Raw genomic sequence first — 16,497 nt, 5'->3', positions numbered from 1 at the left:
GCTCATACGACGGGCGCCATGGGCGCTGGGACAGCTCAGGCTGTCTGTCCAGCAAGCCATGCAGGCGTTGGCTGTCGAGATCATTTGCGGCGGGCTCCATAGACTTTGGGGCGTGTCAGGCTGTCGATCAGCGGCACGCACAGGTTGGCCAGCAGCACGGCAAAGGCGAAGGCATCCGGGTAGCCGCCAAAACGGCGGATGAGGTAGACCAGCACCCCGATGAGCACGCCATAGACCAGGCGGCCGCGCGGTGTGGTGCTGGCACTCACCGGATCCGTGGCGATGAAGAAGGCCCCCAGCATGGTGGCGCCGCTGAACAGGTGGAACATGGGGGTGGCGGTGGCATCCGGCGTCACCAGATAACCCAGGGTGGCGGCCAGCAGCAGGGCGCCGAGGATGGCCCCCGGGATGCGCCAGTTGATCACCTTCTGTTGCAGCAGGAACAGACCGCCCAGCAGGTAGCCGAGGTTGACCCAACTCCAGCCGATGCCGCCCCAGCCCTCGAACACCTTGTGGGTCATCACCTCGCCGGCGGTGAGGCCCTGGGTCAGCCCGGTTTTCAGGGTATCCAGCGGTGTGGCCATGGTCAGTCCGTCCACTCCCTGCTTGAGCTGGGCCATGCTGTAGCCATCCAGGCTGAAGCCGGTGAAGATCACCGAGGCCGCATCACCAAAGCCGATGTCGTAGGCGGCGATGCTAGACGGCGGCAGCCAGCTGGTCATCTGCACCGGGAAGGAAACCAGCAGCAGCACGTAGGCCACCATGGCAGGGTTGAACAGGTTCTGGCCCAGTCCGCCGTAGAGGTGCTTGGCGATGATGATGGCAAACGCGGTGCCCAGCACCAGCATCCACCAGGGCAGCAGCGGCGGCAGGGAGAGACCGATCAGCACGGCGGTGAGCGCCGCGCTGCCATCCAGCAGGGCTGGCTTGACGGGGCGTTGGCGTAGGCGCAGCACCAGGGCTTCGGAGGCCAGCGCCGTGACCAGGGCCAGCAGGATCTGGATCAGGGTGCCCCAGCCAAAGAACCAGGTCTGCGCCAGAAAACCGGGCAGACAGGCCAGCATCACCAGCAACATCAGGGTTTGGGTCTGTCTGCGGTTATGGGCAAACGGCGCACTCGCGATATTGAACATGGATCAGTGGCTCTTGTCGGTCGATGGAGAAGGGGAGGCCTGGGCTGCCGCCTCGGCCGCCAGTTTCCGGGCCTTGGCACGGGCCACGGCGGCAGCGATGGCCGCCTTCTTGGGATCTGCGTCGGCGGCGTCAGGCTGCGGGGCGGCTGCAACAGCCGCTTCACCCTCGCTTACGGCTGCGTCGCCTTGCGCCTGAGCCGCGGCCTTCTTGGCCTTGGCACGGGCGATGGCGGCAGCGATGGCCGCCTTCTTGGGATCCGCGTCGGCGGCATCAGGCTGCGGGACGGTAGCAGGGGCTGCTGCAACAGCCTCTTCACCCTCGCTTATGGCGGCGTCACCTTGCGCCTGAGCCGCGGCCTTCTTGGCCTTGGCGCGGGCGATGGCGGCGTCACCTTGCGCCTGAGCCGCGGCCTTCTTGGCCTTGGCGCGGGCGATGGCGGCGGCAATGGCCGCCTTCTTGGGATCCACGTCGGCAGCGTCAGGCTGTGGGTCGGTAGCAGGGGCGGCTGCAACGGCCTCTTCACCCTCGCTCACGGCTGCGTCGCCTTGCGCCTGAGTCGCGGCCTTCTTGGCCTTGGCCCGAGCGATGGCGGCGGCGATGGCTGCCTTCTTGGGATCCGCGTCGGCAGCGTCAGGTTGCGAGACGGCGGCAGGGGCTGCCGCGACGGCCTCTTCATCTTCGGTTACGACAGTGTCACCTTGCGCCTGAGCAGCGGCCTTCTTGGCCTTGGCACGGGCGATGGCGGCGGCAATGGCCGCCTTCTTGGGATCGTCCCCCGCGCCGGTCGGCTCGGCTGCTGCCGCACTGCTGTCAGCGCCAGGTTCGGTGGCATCAGCCTCGCTGCCGGCTTGCGCTTTCTTCGCCTTGGCACGGGCAATGGCTGCCGCGATGGCGGCCTTCTTGGGATCGCTCTGGGCAGCAGCACTGGTTAACGCTGTGGCATCCGCCGGGGTGGCCTGTGCCGCCTCGGTGTCACCGCTCTGGGCTGCCTTCTTGGCCTTGGCCCGCGCCAGTGCGGCGGCGATGGCCGCTTTTTTCGGATCCGCCTCTGTGGTGGCAGTGGCATCGCCCGGCATGGCTGGCGCCGTGTCGAGCGCCTTGGCGGCGCGGCGGGCTTCCGCCTCCCGCTTGCGGGCCTCACGGGCGGCGATCACCGCGCTGTTGTCGGGCACACCTTCGGCAGTGGCGGCAACGGCCGTGACGGGAGCCTCCTGCTTGGCCTTGAGACGGGCCAGGGCCGCGGCTACCGGATCTTCTCCGCCGGCCGCCGTCATAGCCTGGCGCCGCTGGGCTGCCGCCTCGGCATGGCGGGCTTCGCGAGCGGCTTTCTCCCGCTCGAAGCGGGCCTGCTTGGCCTCGAAGCGCTGCTTGGCGCGCTCGGCCTTCTCGGCCTCGGAGCGGGCCTCGCGGATATCATCCTTGGCAATCTTGTAGTACTGCACCAGCGGGATCTCGCTCGGGCAGACCCAGGCGCAGGCGCCACATTCGATGCAGTCGAACAGGTTGAGCCCTTCTGCCTTGTCGTACTCCTTGGCCCGGCTGTACCAGTAGAGCTCCTGGGGCAGCAGGTTGGCCGGACAGGCATCGGCACAGGCGCTGCAGCGAATGCAGGCCTGCTCCGGACCGGGCGGCGGCAGCTCGGCCCGGGTGGGGGAGAGCAGGCAGTTGGTGGCCTTGACCACGGGTACCATGGCGTGGGGCAGGGTGAAGCCCATCATGGGGCCCCCCATGATCACCCGCTGATCCGCCTCGGGCTGCAGCTCGAAGCGCTGCAGCAACCAGCGCACCGGCGTGCCCAGCAGCACCCAGGCGTTGCCCGGCTTCTTGAAGGCATCGCCGGTGAGGGTGACGATGCGGGAGATGAGCGGTTCGCCGTCGATGATGGCGCGCTTGATGGCAAACACGGTGGCCACGTTGAGCACCATGATGCCCATGTCTACCGCACGGCCTCCCTTGGGTACCTGACGACCGGTGAGCAGCTCTATGGTCTGCTTGGCGCCGCCCGAGGGGTACTTGGTGGGTACCGTCTTGACCAGTACGTCTTCGTCGGTGGCGTGACGGGTCAGCTCGCCGATGGCGGCCGGCTTGTTGTCTTCCACCCCGATCAGGGTCAGCTTGGGTTTGAGCAGGTGCTTGAGCACCCGGATGCCGTCCATGATTTCGTCGGCGTACTCCTGCATCAGCCGGTCATCGGTGGTGATGTAGGGTTCGCACTCCAGCCCGTTGACGATCAGGATCTCGGTGAGCTGACCGCGGCCATCAAGCTTGCTGTGGGTCGGGAACACGGCGCCGCCGAGGCCAGCGATACCGGCCTGCTGAATGCGCTCGAGCAGCTCGCCCCGCTCCAGATTCCAGTAGTCGGCTTGGCCCTTGCGCTCGCCCCAGGCATCTTCGCCATCCGGGGTGAGGGTGATGCAGAGATCGTCGAGACCGGAGGGGTGGGCCACCGTATGGTGGCCGATGGCGGTGATGGTGCCGGAGGTGGAGGCGTGCACCGGCACGATCCGCCCCTTCTCATGACGGGTGAGTGGCTGACCCTTCTTGACCCGGTCGCCGACCCGCACCAGCAGATCGCCGGCCGGGCCCGCGTGCTGGCGTACCGGAATGATGAGCTGGGGCGGCAGGCCCGCGTCCACCACCGGGGTGAGGCTGGACTGCTCCTTGTTCTCGGGAGGATGAATGCCGCCGTGAAAATCCCACAGGGTGCCGGCTTTGATGCGTTCGAGTAAGGACTGCATGGTTACTCCACTATCTTGACCGGAATGGTGACGTTGTTGAGATCCCACTTCCAGTTGTCGACCGTGGTGGGCACCGGGATCATCTCGATACAGTCGGTCGGGCAGGGATCGACGCAGAGATCGCAGCCGGTGCACTCGTCCTTGATCACGGTGTGCATCGCCTTGGTGGCACCGACGATGGCATCGACCGGGCAGGCCTGGATGCACTTGGTGCAGCCGATGCACTGATCTTCATGGATGAAGGCGACTTTCTTGACCGGTACGGCGGCTTCTGCGCCGCCCAGCGGCTGGGGTTCGACCCCCATCAGATCGGCAATCTTGCGCATGGTGGCATCGCCACCGGGCACGCACTTGTTGATCTGATCGCCGTTGGCCAGTGCCTCGGCGTAGGGTTTGCAGCCAGGGTAGCCGCACTGGCCGCACTGGGTTTGCGGCAGCAGGGCGTCGAGCTGATCGACGATGGGATCGGCTTCCACATGAAACTTGACGGCGGCAAAGCCCAGAATGATGCCGAAAGCCAGGGCCAGCAGAGCCAACACCAGAACGGCAAAAAGAATGTGAATCATAGCGCTATATCTTGATGAGGCCGGTAAAGCCCATAAAGGCCAGCGACATCAGGCCGGCGGTGATCATGGCGATGGAGACGCCGCGAAACGGGGTGGGAACATCGGCGGCCACCAGGCGCTCACGCATGGCGGCAAACAGGATCAGTACCAGCGAGAAGCCGGTGGCGGCACCAAAGCCGTAGATGATGCTCTGGATGAAGTTGTGGTGCTCGTTGATGCTGAGCAGCGCCACCCCCAGCACGGCACAGTTGGTGGTGATGAGCGGCAGGAAGATGCCAAGCAGACGGTAGAGGGTGGGGCTGCTCTTGCGGATAACCATCTCGGTAAACTGAACCACGACAGCGATCACAAGAATGAAGGCGAGCGTGCGCAGGTAGGCGATGTTCAGCGGGATCAGGATATAGTGTTCCATCAGATAGGAACAGGCGCTGGCCAAGGTCATCACGAAGGTGGTCGCCAACCCCATGCCGATGGCGGTTTCCAGCTTGCCGGAGACGCCCATGAAGGGGCACAGGCCAAGAAACTTCACCAGCACGAAGTTGTTGATCAGCACGGTGCCGACCAGTAAAAGCAGGTACTCAGTCATTGCAGGTTGGTTATCCGGTTTGAAGGCGGCGGTATTATCTGATTTTAGGTGCCTTTTAACAACCGCAAGGCCGCATGGTTATTATTCAAATAGCCAATTTCATGGAGGAAACGTGCGCCCTTTACCCATTTTTACCCTGACTCTGGCGATGCTGCTCTGGTCCAGCTCCTTCATCGCGCTCAAGCATGTGCTGGGGGTCTGGGGCTTCGGTCAGGTGCTCTTCATGCGCATGAGCGTGGCGGCCCTTTGCTGGCTGTGCTGCTACCGCTATCTCGGCAATTTTCGCTACCAGCCAGGGGATTGGCGCTGGCTGGCCTTGATGGGGGCACTGGAGCCTTGTCTCTATTTTCTGCTGGAGGTCAACGCCCTGCGCTACACCAGCGCCGGCCAGGCGGGCATGGTCTGCGCCCTGCTGCCGCTGGTGGTGGCCCTGGTCGCCTTTTTGCTGATCGGGGAGCGGGTGAGCCGCCGCCAACTGCTCGGCTTTGCCGTGGCTATCTTCGGCATTGCCCTGCTCGGTTTTGGCAGCGGAGCCGATGAGTTTGCCCCCAACGCCCTGCTTGGCAACAGCCTGGAGATGGCGGCCATGTTCTGCGCCGCCACCTACTCGGTGGTGTTCAAGAAGCTCTGCAGCCGCTACAGCGTGCTGACCCTGACCGCCCTGCAGGCCTTTGTCGGCACCCTCTTTTTTGCCCCCTTCGCCCTCAGCGAGCCCTGGCCTGCAGGCTGGGCCTGGCAGGATATGGCGGTCATCGTCTTTCTCGGTGCCTGCGTGACGCTCGGGGCCTACCTGCTCTACAACTGGTCGGTGACCCAGGTGAAGGTGACGCTGGCGGCAGCCTACGTCAATCTCATCCCGGTGTTTACCCTGCTGCTGGCCTACCTGCTGTTGGGGGAGACCCTCAATGCCCTGCAATGGGTGGCCTGCGGCGCCGTGCTGCTGGGCATCGCGCTGGGGCAACTGCCGGCCAGGCGCAAGGGGGCGCAGGCCGTTACCGCCGAGGGGTAACGGGCGGAGCACCCCATCAAATGCAGGCGGGTAACACAGGAGACAAAGCAAACAGGCGACGCACCGGCGTCGCCTGTCTGTTGTGGGCGAAATGGCTAGATGGAGAGCCCTTTGACCGTCTCCGAGACGGAGTTGGCGTCCTCGATGATCTCCTGAATGACGCCGGCGATGATGTCGGCCTGGGCCTGACCTGCCATCGCCTTGTCCGATACCACAGAGACGGTCTGGGTGATCCTGGAGGTGATGTCAGAGTTAAGCCGGATGACGGAGACAATCTCGCCGGTGGAGGTGGAGGTTCTGGCCGCCAGCTGGCGCACTTCATCGGCCACCACCGCAAATCCGCGCCCCTGCTCGCCGGCGCGGGCCGCCTCGATGGCGGCGTTGAGCGCCAGCAGGTTGGTCTGATCCGCGATGCTGCTGATGGTCGAGATGATGGACTCTATGCTTCTCGACTGCTGGTTGAGGTTCTCTATCTGCCGGGTGACCTCGCTGACCGAACTGTTGATGTGGGCCGAGGTTTCCAGCACCTTGTCGATCACCTCCCGCCCTTTGGCGGCGCTCGAAACGGTCTCACCGGCGATGGCGCAGGCTTTCTGGGCCGCCTCGCGCACCGAGATGGATTTCTCCACCCGCTCGCTGATGTCGCTCGCCAGCTTGATGATCTTCACCACCTTGCGCTCGTGGTTGAAGATGGGGTTGTAGGTGGCCTCCAGCCAGATCTTCTCGCCGTGGCGGCCGCGGCGCATGAAGAGCCCGGACTGGATGGCGCCGGATCCGAGATCCCGCCAGAAGTTGGGATTCTGCTGATAAAACTCCTCGTCGCAGAACATGCGGTGGGGCTGACCCACCACCTCGTCCAGCCGGTAGCCAAAACAGTGCAGGAAGTTCTGGTTGGCGGTGATGACGGTGCCATCGGGCTGGAAGTCGATGACGGCCAGGGACTTGTCCAGTGCTGTCAGCAGCGCCTGGGTGCGCTCCAGGGTGGATTGTTGCTCGCTGACGTTGGAGGCCACCTTGGCCACCTTGCTCACCTTGCCATCGAGGAGGATCGGGAAGTAACTGGCTTCGAGCCAGACCGCCTTGCCCGATTTGGCCTGACGGATGAAGCGGCCGCTGCGCGACTCTCCCCGCCGCAGCTCCTGCCACAGCTGCTCGTATTCCCGGGTATTGACATCATCGGGGAAGCAGAGGGAGCTGTGGTGCTTGCCGATCACCTCCTCCCGGCCGTAACCCACGATGGCGAGAAAGCGATCGTTGACGAAGGTGATGACCCCCTCCGGGGTGAATTCGATATAGGGCAGCCGTGACTGGATGGCCTGCTCAAAGGCGCCGAGTGCTGCGATCTTTGCCGCTTGTTCACTCTTGTCGTGATTTCCCGTGCGATTCCAAAACATGGCGGAGCTCCTTGTTAAGACCCCTGTGAGGCTCTTCATGACAATAACCGACCGTCTGAATACTAGTACAGGTTCTTTGGCCATCGCCGTGGCCATTGGGGGGAACTGCTTGTTTTGTCATTATTTATTGTTCCATGCGGGTGAGCGGCAACAGGGGGAACGGAGCAAGTCCGCCTGAGGGCGTGACGGTAGGAGGGGCGACGGTGGTTTTTGTCCCTCCATTTGCTCATTTTCCCTGCGATTCAACACATCAGAGCACCTTATCGCGGCAAGATGAGGTATCTTATGCCCCGATTTCATCCATCAAACGGATAAGAGACAACACATGATCATCAAACCCAAGGTTCGCGGCTTTATCTGCACCACCACTCACCCGGTCGGTTGCGAAGCCAATGTTCGTCGTCAGATTGCCTATACCCAGGCCAAGGGCACCATCGAGAATGGTCCCAAGAAGGTGCTGGTGATCGGTGCCTCCACAGGTTATGGCCTGGCGTCTCGCATTGCCGCCGCCTTCGGCTCCGGCGCCGCCACCCTCGGCGTCTTCTTTGAAAAAGCGGGCAGCGAAACCAAGACCGGTACCGCCGGCTGGTACAACTCCGCCGCCTTCGACAAGGCCGCCAAAGAGGCAGGTCTGTACGCGAAAAGCGTCAACGGCGATGCCTTCTCCAACGAATGCCGCGCCAAGGTGATCGAGCTCATCAAGCAGGATCTGGGTCAGATTGATCTGGTGGTCTACTCCCTGGCCTCGCCGGTGCGCAAGATGCCGGAAACCGGTGAAGTGGTGCGCTCCGCCCTCAAACCCATCGGCGAGGTCTACACCACCACCGCCATCGACACCAACAAGGATCAGATCATCACCGCCACCGTCGAGCCGGCGAATGAGGAAGAGATCCAGAACACCATCACCGTCATGGGCGGTCAGGACTGGGAGCTGTGGATGGCGGCCCTGCGCGATGCGGGCGTGCTGGCCGACGGCGCCAAGTCCGTGGCCTACTCCTACATCGGTACCGATCTGACCTGGCCCATCTACTGGCATGGCACCCTGGGCCGCGCCAAGGAAGATCTGGACCGCGCCGCCGCCGCCATCCGTGGCGATCTGGCCGCCAAGGGCGGCACCGCACACGTGGCCGTGCTCAAATCCGTGGTGACCCAGGCATCAAGCGCCATTCCGGTGATGCCGCTCTACATCTCCATGGCGTTCAAGATCATGAAGGAGAAGGGCATTCACGAGGGCTGCATGGAGCAGGTGGATCGCATGATGCGCACCCGTCTGTACGGTGCCGATCTGGCGCTGGACGAGCAGGCCCGCATCCGCATGGATGACTGGGAGCTGCGCGAAGACGTGCAGCAGACCTGCCGCGACCTGTGGCCGTCCATCACCAGCGAGAACCTCTCGGATCTGACCGACTACACCGGCTACAAGCAGGAGTTCCTGCGCCTGTTCGGTTTCGGGCTGGACGAGGTGGATTACGACGCGGACGTGAATCCGGACGTGCAGTTCGACGTGGTCGAACTCTGAGTCTGACCCAAGTGAAAACGGGGCCCCGCGGGGCCCTGTTTTTTTGGCAAAAATCCCGCTAGGTTGCGAAATTTTATTATCCGCGATCACCTTTTTCCCATATCAAACCCGCTAGTCTGGCGGTGATCGGATCACATGACGGCATTGCCGAGGTACGGAAGCTATGACCACTCCAAATGACGCGCCCAAGAAGCGCCAACTCCCCACGGTTTACACCCTGCTTTTCATCATCATCGCCTTGATGGCGGCCCTCACCTGGGTGCTGCCGGCGGGCAAATACAACTATGTGACTGCCAAAAGCCAGCAGCCGGTGGCGGCGGCGGCCGTGGCCGACTACAGCGGCGATGAGCGGCTGTTGCCAGTGCCAGGCAGCTACACCGAGCTCCCCTCCCAGCCGCAGGGGCTATTCGATGTGCTCAAGGCACCCATTCAGGGCTTTCACAAGGCGGCGGACGTGGCGCTGTTCGTACTCATCATCGGCGGCTTTCTGGCGGTGACCATGCAGAGCGGGGCGCTCGATGCCGGGGTGGGGGCCATCGTCCGTGCCTTTGCCGGGCGCGAGCGGCTGCTCATTCCGGTGCTCATCGCCCTGTTTGCCCTCGGTGGCTCCACCTTCGGCATGGCGGAGGAGACGGTGGCCTTCTGGGCGCTGATCGTGCCGGTGATGATGGCGGCGGGCTTCGATCGCATGGTGGCGGCGGGGATCATCCTGCTCGGCTCCGGGGTCGGGGTGCTCGCCTCCACCGTCAACCCATTTGCCACCGGCATCGCCTCCGGTTTTGCCGGTATCCCCATCGGTGAGGGGATTGGGTTGCGGGTCATCCAGTGGCTGCTGCTGGTGATCTTCGCCTCCTGGTTCGTGATGCGCTACGCCAGGCAGGTGCAGCAGGACAAGTCCCGCTCCGTGCTGGCCGACATCGCCTATGACGACGAGTTCTCCCAGATGAAGAGCGGCAACCTCGCCTTCAGCGGCAAGCAGAAGCTCACCATGCTGGTCTTCTTCGGCACCTTCCTGCTGATGATCTATGCGGTGGTGCCCTGGTCGGATTTGGGGATCGATCTGCTGCCCACCCTGGGTTGGTGGTTTGACGAGCTCTCCACCCTCTTCTTCAGCGCCTCCATCCTGATCGCGCTGATCAACCGGATGCCGGAGTCCAACTATGTGGCAACCTTCCTGAACGGGGCGCGGGATCTCATCGGGGTGGCGCTGGTGGTGGCGGTGGCGCGCGGCATCTATGTGGTGATGGAGCACGGGGTCATCATCGACACCATCTTGCACTGGGCCGAGGGGCTGGTGAGCGGGCTCTCCTCGTCGGTCTTCATCCTGATGGCCTATCTGGTGCACATCATCCTGAGCTTCTTCATCCCCTCCACCTCGGGGCTGGCGACTGTCTCCATGCCGCTGATGGGGCCGCTGGCTGACTTCTCCGGCATCTCCCGGGATCTGGTGATCACCGCCTACCAGTCCGCCTCCGGCTGGATCAACCTGTTTGCCCCCACCGCCGCCCACCTGGTGGCGGGGCTGGCGCTCGCCAGGATCCCCTACGATCGCTTCGTGCGCTGGGTGTTGCCCTTCATCATAGGAGTGGCCCTCATCACCATGGCGGTGCTGGTGGCAGGGGCCCTGCTGCAGGGGTGATAAGCAGACCGCCGTCTCGATGAAACAGGGCCGCTCAGCCGGGGTTGAGCGGCCCTGTTGTTTATTCATGTCGCGCAGAGCAGGGTGAAAGGCCGCCGCTGGCTCGCCACCTTGACGCGCGATGGATCAGGAAGGGGACGCCATGGCGTTCATTTTTATGCGTGCCTCTGGCAGCATATCAATATGAGTCCTGACTGAGGCGCCAGACAGGCGAAGTGAGCACAGTGGCACAATGCAGTGCTGCCCCTTTCGCCGCCGCGACTGCAGTGCTATTACTGCTGGTGATCTTTGTTATGACTCGATTTTTTTGCAAGCGAGGGCGATGAGCCCTATGTGTCATGGATGACGCCAGGAGAGGGATAGGGGGCCGTTGCCCCGTCCGTTGCCGAACGTGGTCATCATGATGAAACCGGACGGTCACGAGGGAGAGGTTATGGGGCACAGAGGGATCATCAGGCTGGCAGGGATGCTGCTGGCCCTGCTCATGGTCGATAGCGGGTGGGCGGCGGAGCCGAGACTGGAGCCGACCGAGCAGGAGCAGGCCCAGACCCTGACCCTGTTTCACGAACCCATAGTGATGCTGCAGGCGAAATTCGGTCGCCTGGACGGGGCGGCCCGGGTGCGGATCGTCAAGGAGCGGGTAAGACAGCTGCAGCCCGAGGATCTGACCCATCCGGTGACCGTGGTCAGCTCGACCCGCCTCGGTCAGGAGGCCAGGGAGTTCAGGCTCAATGACAAGCACCTGCTGGTGTTGCTGGAAAAAGATCTGGAGTGGCTCGATGAGCTGACCCTGGATCAGGCCGCAGAGCGGGTGCGGCTGCGGCTGGAAAATGTGCGGGTCAAGGTGCTGGAGCTGCACTCCAACACCTACCTGCTCAAGGCGGCGGGCAAGACGCTGCTGGTGACCCTGCTGTTTCTGATGGTGGTGCAGCTGCTGCGGCGGGGGCACCAGCGGGCACGTCGCTGGTTCGCCAACAACCTGCTGCAACAGAAGGGGCTGATCCCCCATCAATGGCGCCAGGTGCTCGGCAACCTGGAGATCCGCGTCATCGGCGTGCTCACCTGGCTGGTGATCCTGCTGCTCACCTATGGCTGGCTCACCTATGTGCTGGGGCTGTTCCCGCATACCCGGATCTGGAGCGATCAGCTGGGCTCCTCCCTGCTGGAGCTGTGCAGCAACATCCTGGGCGGGATCGTCGCCGCCATGCCGGGGCTGGCGACCGTGCTGGTCATCTTTGTGCTGACCAAGCTGTTCATCCGCATGCTGGCGGTCATCTTCGCGCGCATCGAGCGCGGCCATTTCCGGGTGCAGGGGCTGCACTCCGAGACGATAGGGGCGACCCGCCGTCTGCTCTCGGTGGTGATCTGGCTGTTTGCCCTGACCGTCGCCTATCCCTATCTGCCGGGGGCCGATTCGGACGCCTTCAAGGGGGTGAGCGTCTTCTTCGGTCTGATGGTGACCCTGGGCTCGGCCGGGATCATGAACCATGCCATGAGCGGCCTGGTGCTGATCTACTCGCGGGCCCTGCGGCCGGGGGATCTGGTGCAGATAGGGGAGGTGGAGGGGGTCGTCACCGAGCTGAGCGCCCTCTCGACCAAGCTGGTGACGCGCCACGATCACGAGGTGACCCTGCCCAACGCCGTGGTGGTGGGGGGCAAGGTGACCAACCTGAGCCGGCTGGCAAGCGACAAGGGCATTGCCCTGCTCACCAAGGTCACCATCGGCTATGACACCCCCTGGCGTCAGGTGCACGCCATGCTGGAGCTGGCGGCCAGGCGCTGCCAGCTGATCAATCAGGAGCAGGCCCCGCTGGTGCGTCAGCTCAATCTGCAGGACTGGTACGTGGAGTACGAGCTGCAGGTACGGATGAAAGAGGGGCTGTTGCCCGGCCCGGTCAGAACCGAGCTGCACGGCCATATCCAGGATGTGTTCAACGAGTTCGGGGTGCAGATCATGTCCCCCAATTTCGTGGCTCAGCCGGAGCAGGCGGTGCTGGTGCCCCGCGAGCAGTGGTATCAGGCCCCCGCCGTGCCGCCTGTCGAAGTGGCCACCGGGGAGAAATAGCCCGCAACGCGGGCCTTGCGACGGGACTCTCTCGCCATAAAAAAATCCGAAGCGGTGCAGACCGCTTCGGATTTTTTATGGTCGGCCTGCTGCTGGCGAGCCGCAGGCCGGGGCAGACGCCGCGTTCCGGTTACTGCTTGTAGCCTTTGAGGAAGCGGGCGAGGCGGCCGATGGCCTCTTCCAGCTCCTCTTCCCGGGGCAGGAACACCAGTCGGAAGTGATCCGGGGCCGGCCAGTTGAAGCCGGTGCCCTGCACCAGCAAGAGCTTCTCCTGCTGCAGCAGGTCGAACACCATCTTCTGGTCGTCGCGAATGTCATACACCTTGGGATCGAGGCGCGGGAACATGTAGAGCGCCCCCTTGGGCTTGACGCAGGAGACCCCGGGGATCTCGTTCAAAAGCTCCCAGGCCTTGTCACGCTGGCGGCGCAGGCGCCCGCCCGGCAGGATCAGCTCGTTGATGCTCTGGTAGCCGCCGAGGGCGGTCTGGATGGCGTGCTGCATGGGCACGTTGGCACATAGCCGCATGGAGGCCAGCATTTCAAGCCCTTCGATATAGCCTTTGGCACGGCCCTTGGGTCCGGTGATGACCATCCAGCCCTGGCGGAAGCCGCAGGCGCGGTAGGCCTTGGAGAGGCCGTTGAAGGTCACCACCATCACATCGTCGCACAGGGTGCAGACGCTGGTGTGGGAGATGTCGTCGTAGAGGATCTTGTCGTAAATTTCGTCGGCGAAGATGATGAGGTTGTGCTGGCGGGCGATCTCGATCACCTCCAGCAAAAACTCACTGCCGTAGACGGCGCCGGTCGGGTTGTTGGGGTTGATCAGCACCAGGCCGCGGGTGCGCGGGGTGATGCGGGCGCGGATGTCGTCGAGATCCGGATACCAGTCGGCCCCTTCGTCGCAGCGGTAGTGCACCGCATGGCCACCGGAGAGGGTCACTGCCGCGGTCCAGAGCGGGTAGTCAGGGGAGGGCACCAGCATCTCGTCGCCGTTGTTGAGCAGTGCCTGCATCGCCATCACGATGAGCTCGCTGGCGCCGTTGCCGATGTAGATGTCGTCGATGTCGACCTTGCGCATTCCCTTCTGCTGGTAGTACTGCATCACCGCCTTGCGGGCGGAGAAGAGCCCCTTGGAGTCGCAGTAGCCCTGGCTCTGGGGCATGTTGAGGATCACATCCTTGATGATCTCTTCCGGCGCTTCGAAGCCGAACGGAGCCGGGTTGCCGATGTTGAGCTTGATGATGCGGTGGCCTTCGTCTTCGAGACGGCGAGCTTCTTTATGCACCGGGCCGCGGATGTCATAGCAGACATCGTCGAGCTTGTGCGACTTGTCGATTGTGAACATGGTGACTGTGATTCCTTCCCCATGGGGACGCGTTGGCGAAAAAGGCGGTTTTTAGTATCAAATTTCTTTTCCCCTATTCTTCACAGAATTGAATGCTAGAACAATCCTCTTTTTAGTAGAATTCCCTGATTTTTAGCCCTGAAACCGGGTTGCCAAAACGTTAAATTCAGCACGATCGTTTGTGTGAACCAAGGTTATCCAGTGAAAGATGAGGGGCTCATTAACAAAGCTACCCGACTGTGTTGAAATATTCACGCTCGCTGGCACGATTGGCTTGCGTGAAAAATGCCGTTCTTTTTGCCCACGGCGGCCAAAAACAGGAGCTGACGCGTGCTGTCAGGTTTGTCCGGGCCCCGTACCCACACCATGGAGAAGTCATCATGCAAGCCCCCGCCGCCGGTCGTTATCGTCACTTCAAGGGTGGTTATTATCAGGTGCTGACCCTGGCCTTGCACACCGAGACCGGGGAGCAGCTGGTGGTCTATCAATCGGAGCAGGATGGCGCCGTCTATGCCCGTCCCGTGGTCATGTTCATGGAGTGGATCGAGCATCAGGGTCAGGTGGTGAGCCGCTTCAGCCCGGTGGCGGAGTGACGCCGGGGAACGACCATGAAAAAAGGCGCCTGATGGCGCCTTTTTTACAACGTGAACTTACTGGTAGAGACCCAGGTTCTCTTTGGCATAGGCTTCGAAATCGGTGCAGCCACCGATGTGCTGCTCGTCCAGGAAGATTTGCGGCACGGTATTGACCGGCTTGCCGGCGCTTTTGGCCAGATCTTCCTTGGTGATGCCCTCGGCGTGGATGTCCACGTAGCGGAATTTGAAATCGTCACGCTGTTCGACCAGTTGCTCGGCAATCTGCTTGGCACGGACACAATAGGGGCAACCGGGACGACCAAAAATCACTGCAAACATGTTCTCTCTCCATTCATTTGAGGCTGGGCACAGGATAGCCCCGCCTCGTGACTAGTCAAAGTGGAAATTGTCGATACGGCCGTTCGCCATCTTCGATAAGGCGCACTGCGCCGGCCGTCATCGTCACTCACCTCGCAGCGGATCAACCCTCATCGGCGATCTGGATCGGCTGCTGCTGGTAGATGCTCTCCAGCACCCCTTTCTCGAACACGGTCCAGGGCCAGGGGGCCTTGCTGGCGCGGTAACGCTCGTGGGTGGCCGGATCCTGCGACAGGCCGCGCTGGAACATCACGAACGCCTTGCGCTGGCCGCCGGCGGTGTCGATGAAGCCCACCAGGTTGGAGGTGCCGGTGATGGTGCCGGTCTTGGCGTGCACCTTGTTCTTCATCATGGGGGCGGTAACGCTGCGCCGCCAGGCCAGGGTGCCGTCCACCTGGGAGCTTGGCAGCAGCTTGATGAGACCGAGCTCCGCGTCATTTTTCTGGATGAAGTTCAGCACCGACAGCATCTGGCGGGCACTGATGAGGTTGTGGGCGGAGAGGCCCGAGCCGTCGGCCAGGGTGGCGTTGCCCAGATCGATGCCGTTCTTGGTCAGGATGGCGCGCACCGCCATGGTGCCGCTGCGATAGCTGCCCGGCTTGTTGTAGTAGTGGCGGCCGACGGTCTTGAGGAAGGTATCGGCGTAGAGGTTGTCCGATTTCTTCAACATCTTGGCCAGCATCACCGGCAGGGAGACCGAGTAGTGGGTACCCAGGGTCTCGGCATTGTCCGGCGATCTGTGGGTAACGCGCAGCAGGCCGTCATGCTTGATGCCGGCCCGGTCCATGGCCCAGCGGATGTTGTCCCAGCCCCAGGCTTCCACGTCGTGGATGGCGAAACGCAGCCCCTGGGGCTCCTTGTTCGGGGTGATGCAGCCCTTGAGCTCGTAGAAGTTGCCCTTGGCCATGTCCACTTCCAGCGCACAGAACTGGCGCGCCATGTCGCCATAGCTCATCACTTCCACGTTGTCGGCACCGACCCCGATGGGGACCCCGGTGGCCACGTTGCCCACCGCCGGCTTGCCGATCTGGGTGGCGGTGATGGTGGCGTAGGCGCAGTTCTTGTCGATGATGACCGAGGAGACGGGGGCGGCGAAGCAGAGGGTCTGATCCCCCCAGGACCAGCCGTTGCCGCGCTCGTAGCCGTTGTAGGCGCCGGTGTTGACGTAGACGTTGCCCTTGATCTGGTTGACCCCGAGCTGCTTGAACAGGGCCAGCAGATCCATCCGTGACAGGGTGGGGTCACCGACGAAGTTGATCCAGATATCGCCGTTGATGACGTTGCCCTGCTTGGCGCCAGGCTGGGCCTGGATGTCGGTGGCGAAGCGGAAGTCGGCGCCGAGCTCGAGACGGGCCGCCAGCGCGGTGAGCACCTTCATGGTGGAGGCGGGGGCGATCATCTGATCCGCATGGCGGGCAAACTCGATGCCGTTGTTGCCCTGCACCACGATGGCGTACTGGCCCCCCTGGGGGGGCGTCAGCGGGGCGGCCTGGGCCGCCAGGGAAAAGAGAGCACAAAAACCAATCAACAGCCGCTGCATAACATCCTC

General features: G+C 63.0%; 13 protein-coding genes. 5 read left to right on the top strand and 8 right to left on the bottom strand.

The window, feature by feature from the left end:
- Nucleotides 1-80: 80 nt before the first annotated feature.
- From rsxD to rsxA, 4 genes are read right to left on the bottom strand one after another with little or no spacing between them, the layout of a single operon-like run.
- On the bottom strand, nucleotides 81-1,133 hold the full coding sequence (gene rsxD, locus AB5Y98_RS09290) for an electron transport complex subunit RsxD (RefSeq protein WP_025201512.1): 1,053 nt from the start codon (nucleotides 1,131-1,133) through the stop codon (nucleotides 81-83).
- A gap of 3 nt (nucleotides 1,134-1,136) precedes the next feature.
- A complete protein-coding gene (rsxC, locus tag AB5Y98_RS09285) occupies nucleotides 1,137-3,872 on the bottom strand; it encodes an electron transport complex subunit RsxC (protein WP_368231787.1) in 2,736 nt (911 codons plus the stop codon).
- Nucleotides 3,873-3,874: 2 nt separating this feature from the next.
- A complete protein-coding gene (gene rsxB, locus AB5Y98_RS09280) occupies nucleotides 3,875-4,438 on the bottom strand; it encodes an electron transport complex subunit RsxB (protein ID WP_005302265.1) in 564 nt (187 codons plus the stop codon).
- A 4-nt stretch (nucleotides 4,439-4,442) separates the two neighbouring features.
- Nucleotides 4,443-5,024, bottom strand: a complete 582-nt coding sequence (gene rsxA / locus AB5Y98_RS09275; protein WP_005302262.1) for an electron transport complex subunit RsxA — start codon at nucleotides 5,022-5,024, stop codon at nucleotides 4,443-4,445.
- Nucleotides 5,025-5,136: 112 nt separating this feature from the next.
- Between rsxA and AB5Y98_RS09270 the strand changes: the two genes are divergently transcribed.
- On the top strand, nucleotides 5,137-6,033 hold the full coding sequence (locus AB5Y98_RS09270) for a DMT family transporter (RefSeq protein WP_368231786.1): 897 nt from the start codon (nucleotides 5,137-5,139) through the stop codon (nucleotides 6,031-6,033).
- Nucleotides 6,034-6,128: 95 nt separating this feature from the next.
- On the opposite strand, the gene AB5Y98_RS09265 is transcribed toward AB5Y98_RS09270, so the two are convergent.
- Nucleotides 6,129-7,427 carry a PAS domain-containing methyl-accepting chemotaxis protein gene (locus AB5Y98_RS09265; RefSeq protein WP_005302254.1) on the bottom strand — a complete coding sequence of 433 codons (1,299 nt, stop codon included), beginning with the start codon at nucleotides 7,425-7,427 and terminating at the stop codon, nucleotides 6,129-6,131.
- 325 nt (nucleotides 7,428-7,752) lie between these two features.
- Between AB5Y98_RS09265 and fabV the strand changes: the two genes are divergently transcribed.
- From fabV to AB5Y98_RS09250, 3 genes are all read left to right on the top strand, one after another.
- Nucleotides 7,753-8,946: an enoyl-ACP reductase FabV gene (gene fabV, locus AB5Y98_RS09260; RefSeq protein ID WP_017764212.1), complete on the top strand. Its 1,194-nt coding sequence runs from the start codon at nucleotides 7,753-7,755 to the stop codon at nucleotides 8,944-8,946.
- Nucleotides 8,947-9,109: 163 nt separating this feature from the next.
- Complete coding sequence (locus AB5Y98_RS09255) at nucleotides 9,110-10,585, top strand: YfcC family protein (protein ID WP_017782977.1); 1,476 nt, start codon at nucleotides 9,110-9,112, stop codon at nucleotides 10,583-10,585.
- A gap of 433 nt (nucleotides 10,586-11,018) precedes the next feature.
- Nucleotides 11,019-12,650: a mechanosensitive ion channel family protein gene (locus AB5Y98_RS09250; protein ID WP_123246393.1), complete on the top strand. Its 1,632-nt coding sequence runs from the start codon at nucleotides 11,019-11,021 to the stop codon at nucleotides 12,648-12,650.
- 130 nt (nucleotides 12,651-12,780) lie between these two features.
- Here the strand turns inward: AB5Y98_RS09250 and AB5Y98_RS09245 are convergent, their stop codons facing one another.
- A complete protein-coding gene (locus tag AB5Y98_RS09245) occupies nucleotides 12,781-13,995 on the bottom strand; it encodes a pyridoxal phosphate-dependent aminotransferase (protein ID WP_005302243.1) in 1,215 nt (404 codons plus the stop codon).
- A gap of 380 nt (nucleotides 13,996-14,375) precedes the next feature.
- Between AB5Y98_RS09245 and AB5Y98_RS09240 the strand changes: the two genes are divergently transcribed.
- Nucleotides 14,376-14,588, top strand: a complete 213-nt coding sequence (locus AB5Y98_RS09240) for a DUF1653 domain-containing protein (RefSeq protein ID WP_010633639.1) — start codon at nucleotides 14,376-14,378, stop codon at nucleotides 14,586-14,588.
- A gap of 57 nt (nucleotides 14,589-14,645) precedes the next feature.
- Here the strand turns inward: AB5Y98_RS09240 and AB5Y98_RS09235 are convergent, their stop codons facing one another.
- Together AB5Y98_RS09235 and dacB are read right to left on the bottom strand one after the other, a co-directional pair.
- A complete protein-coding gene (locus AB5Y98_RS09235; RefSeq protein ID WP_010633640.1) occupies nucleotides 14,646-14,909 on the bottom strand; it encodes a GrxA family glutaredoxin in 264 nt (87 codons plus the stop codon).
- 142 nt (nucleotides 14,910-15,051) lie between these two features.
- Nucleotides 15,052-16,488, bottom strand: coding sequence for a D-alanyl-D-alanine carboxypeptidase/D-alanyl-D-alanine-endopeptidase (gene dacB, locus AB5Y98_RS09230; protein WP_005302233.1), 1,437 nt, complete (start codon nucleotides 16,486-16,488; stop codon nucleotides 15,052-15,054).
- Nucleotides 16,489-16,497 lie beyond the last annotated feature (9 nt).

The organism is Aeromonas sp. s3 (assembly GCF_040907805.1).
Lineage (GTDB): Bacteria > Pseudomonadota > Gammaproteobacteria > Enterobacterales > Aeromonadaceae > Aeromonas > Aeromonas dhakensis.
The sequence above is the reverse complement of the archived record's forward strand: the minus strand, read 5'-3'. Positions and strand labels throughout refer to the sequence as shown.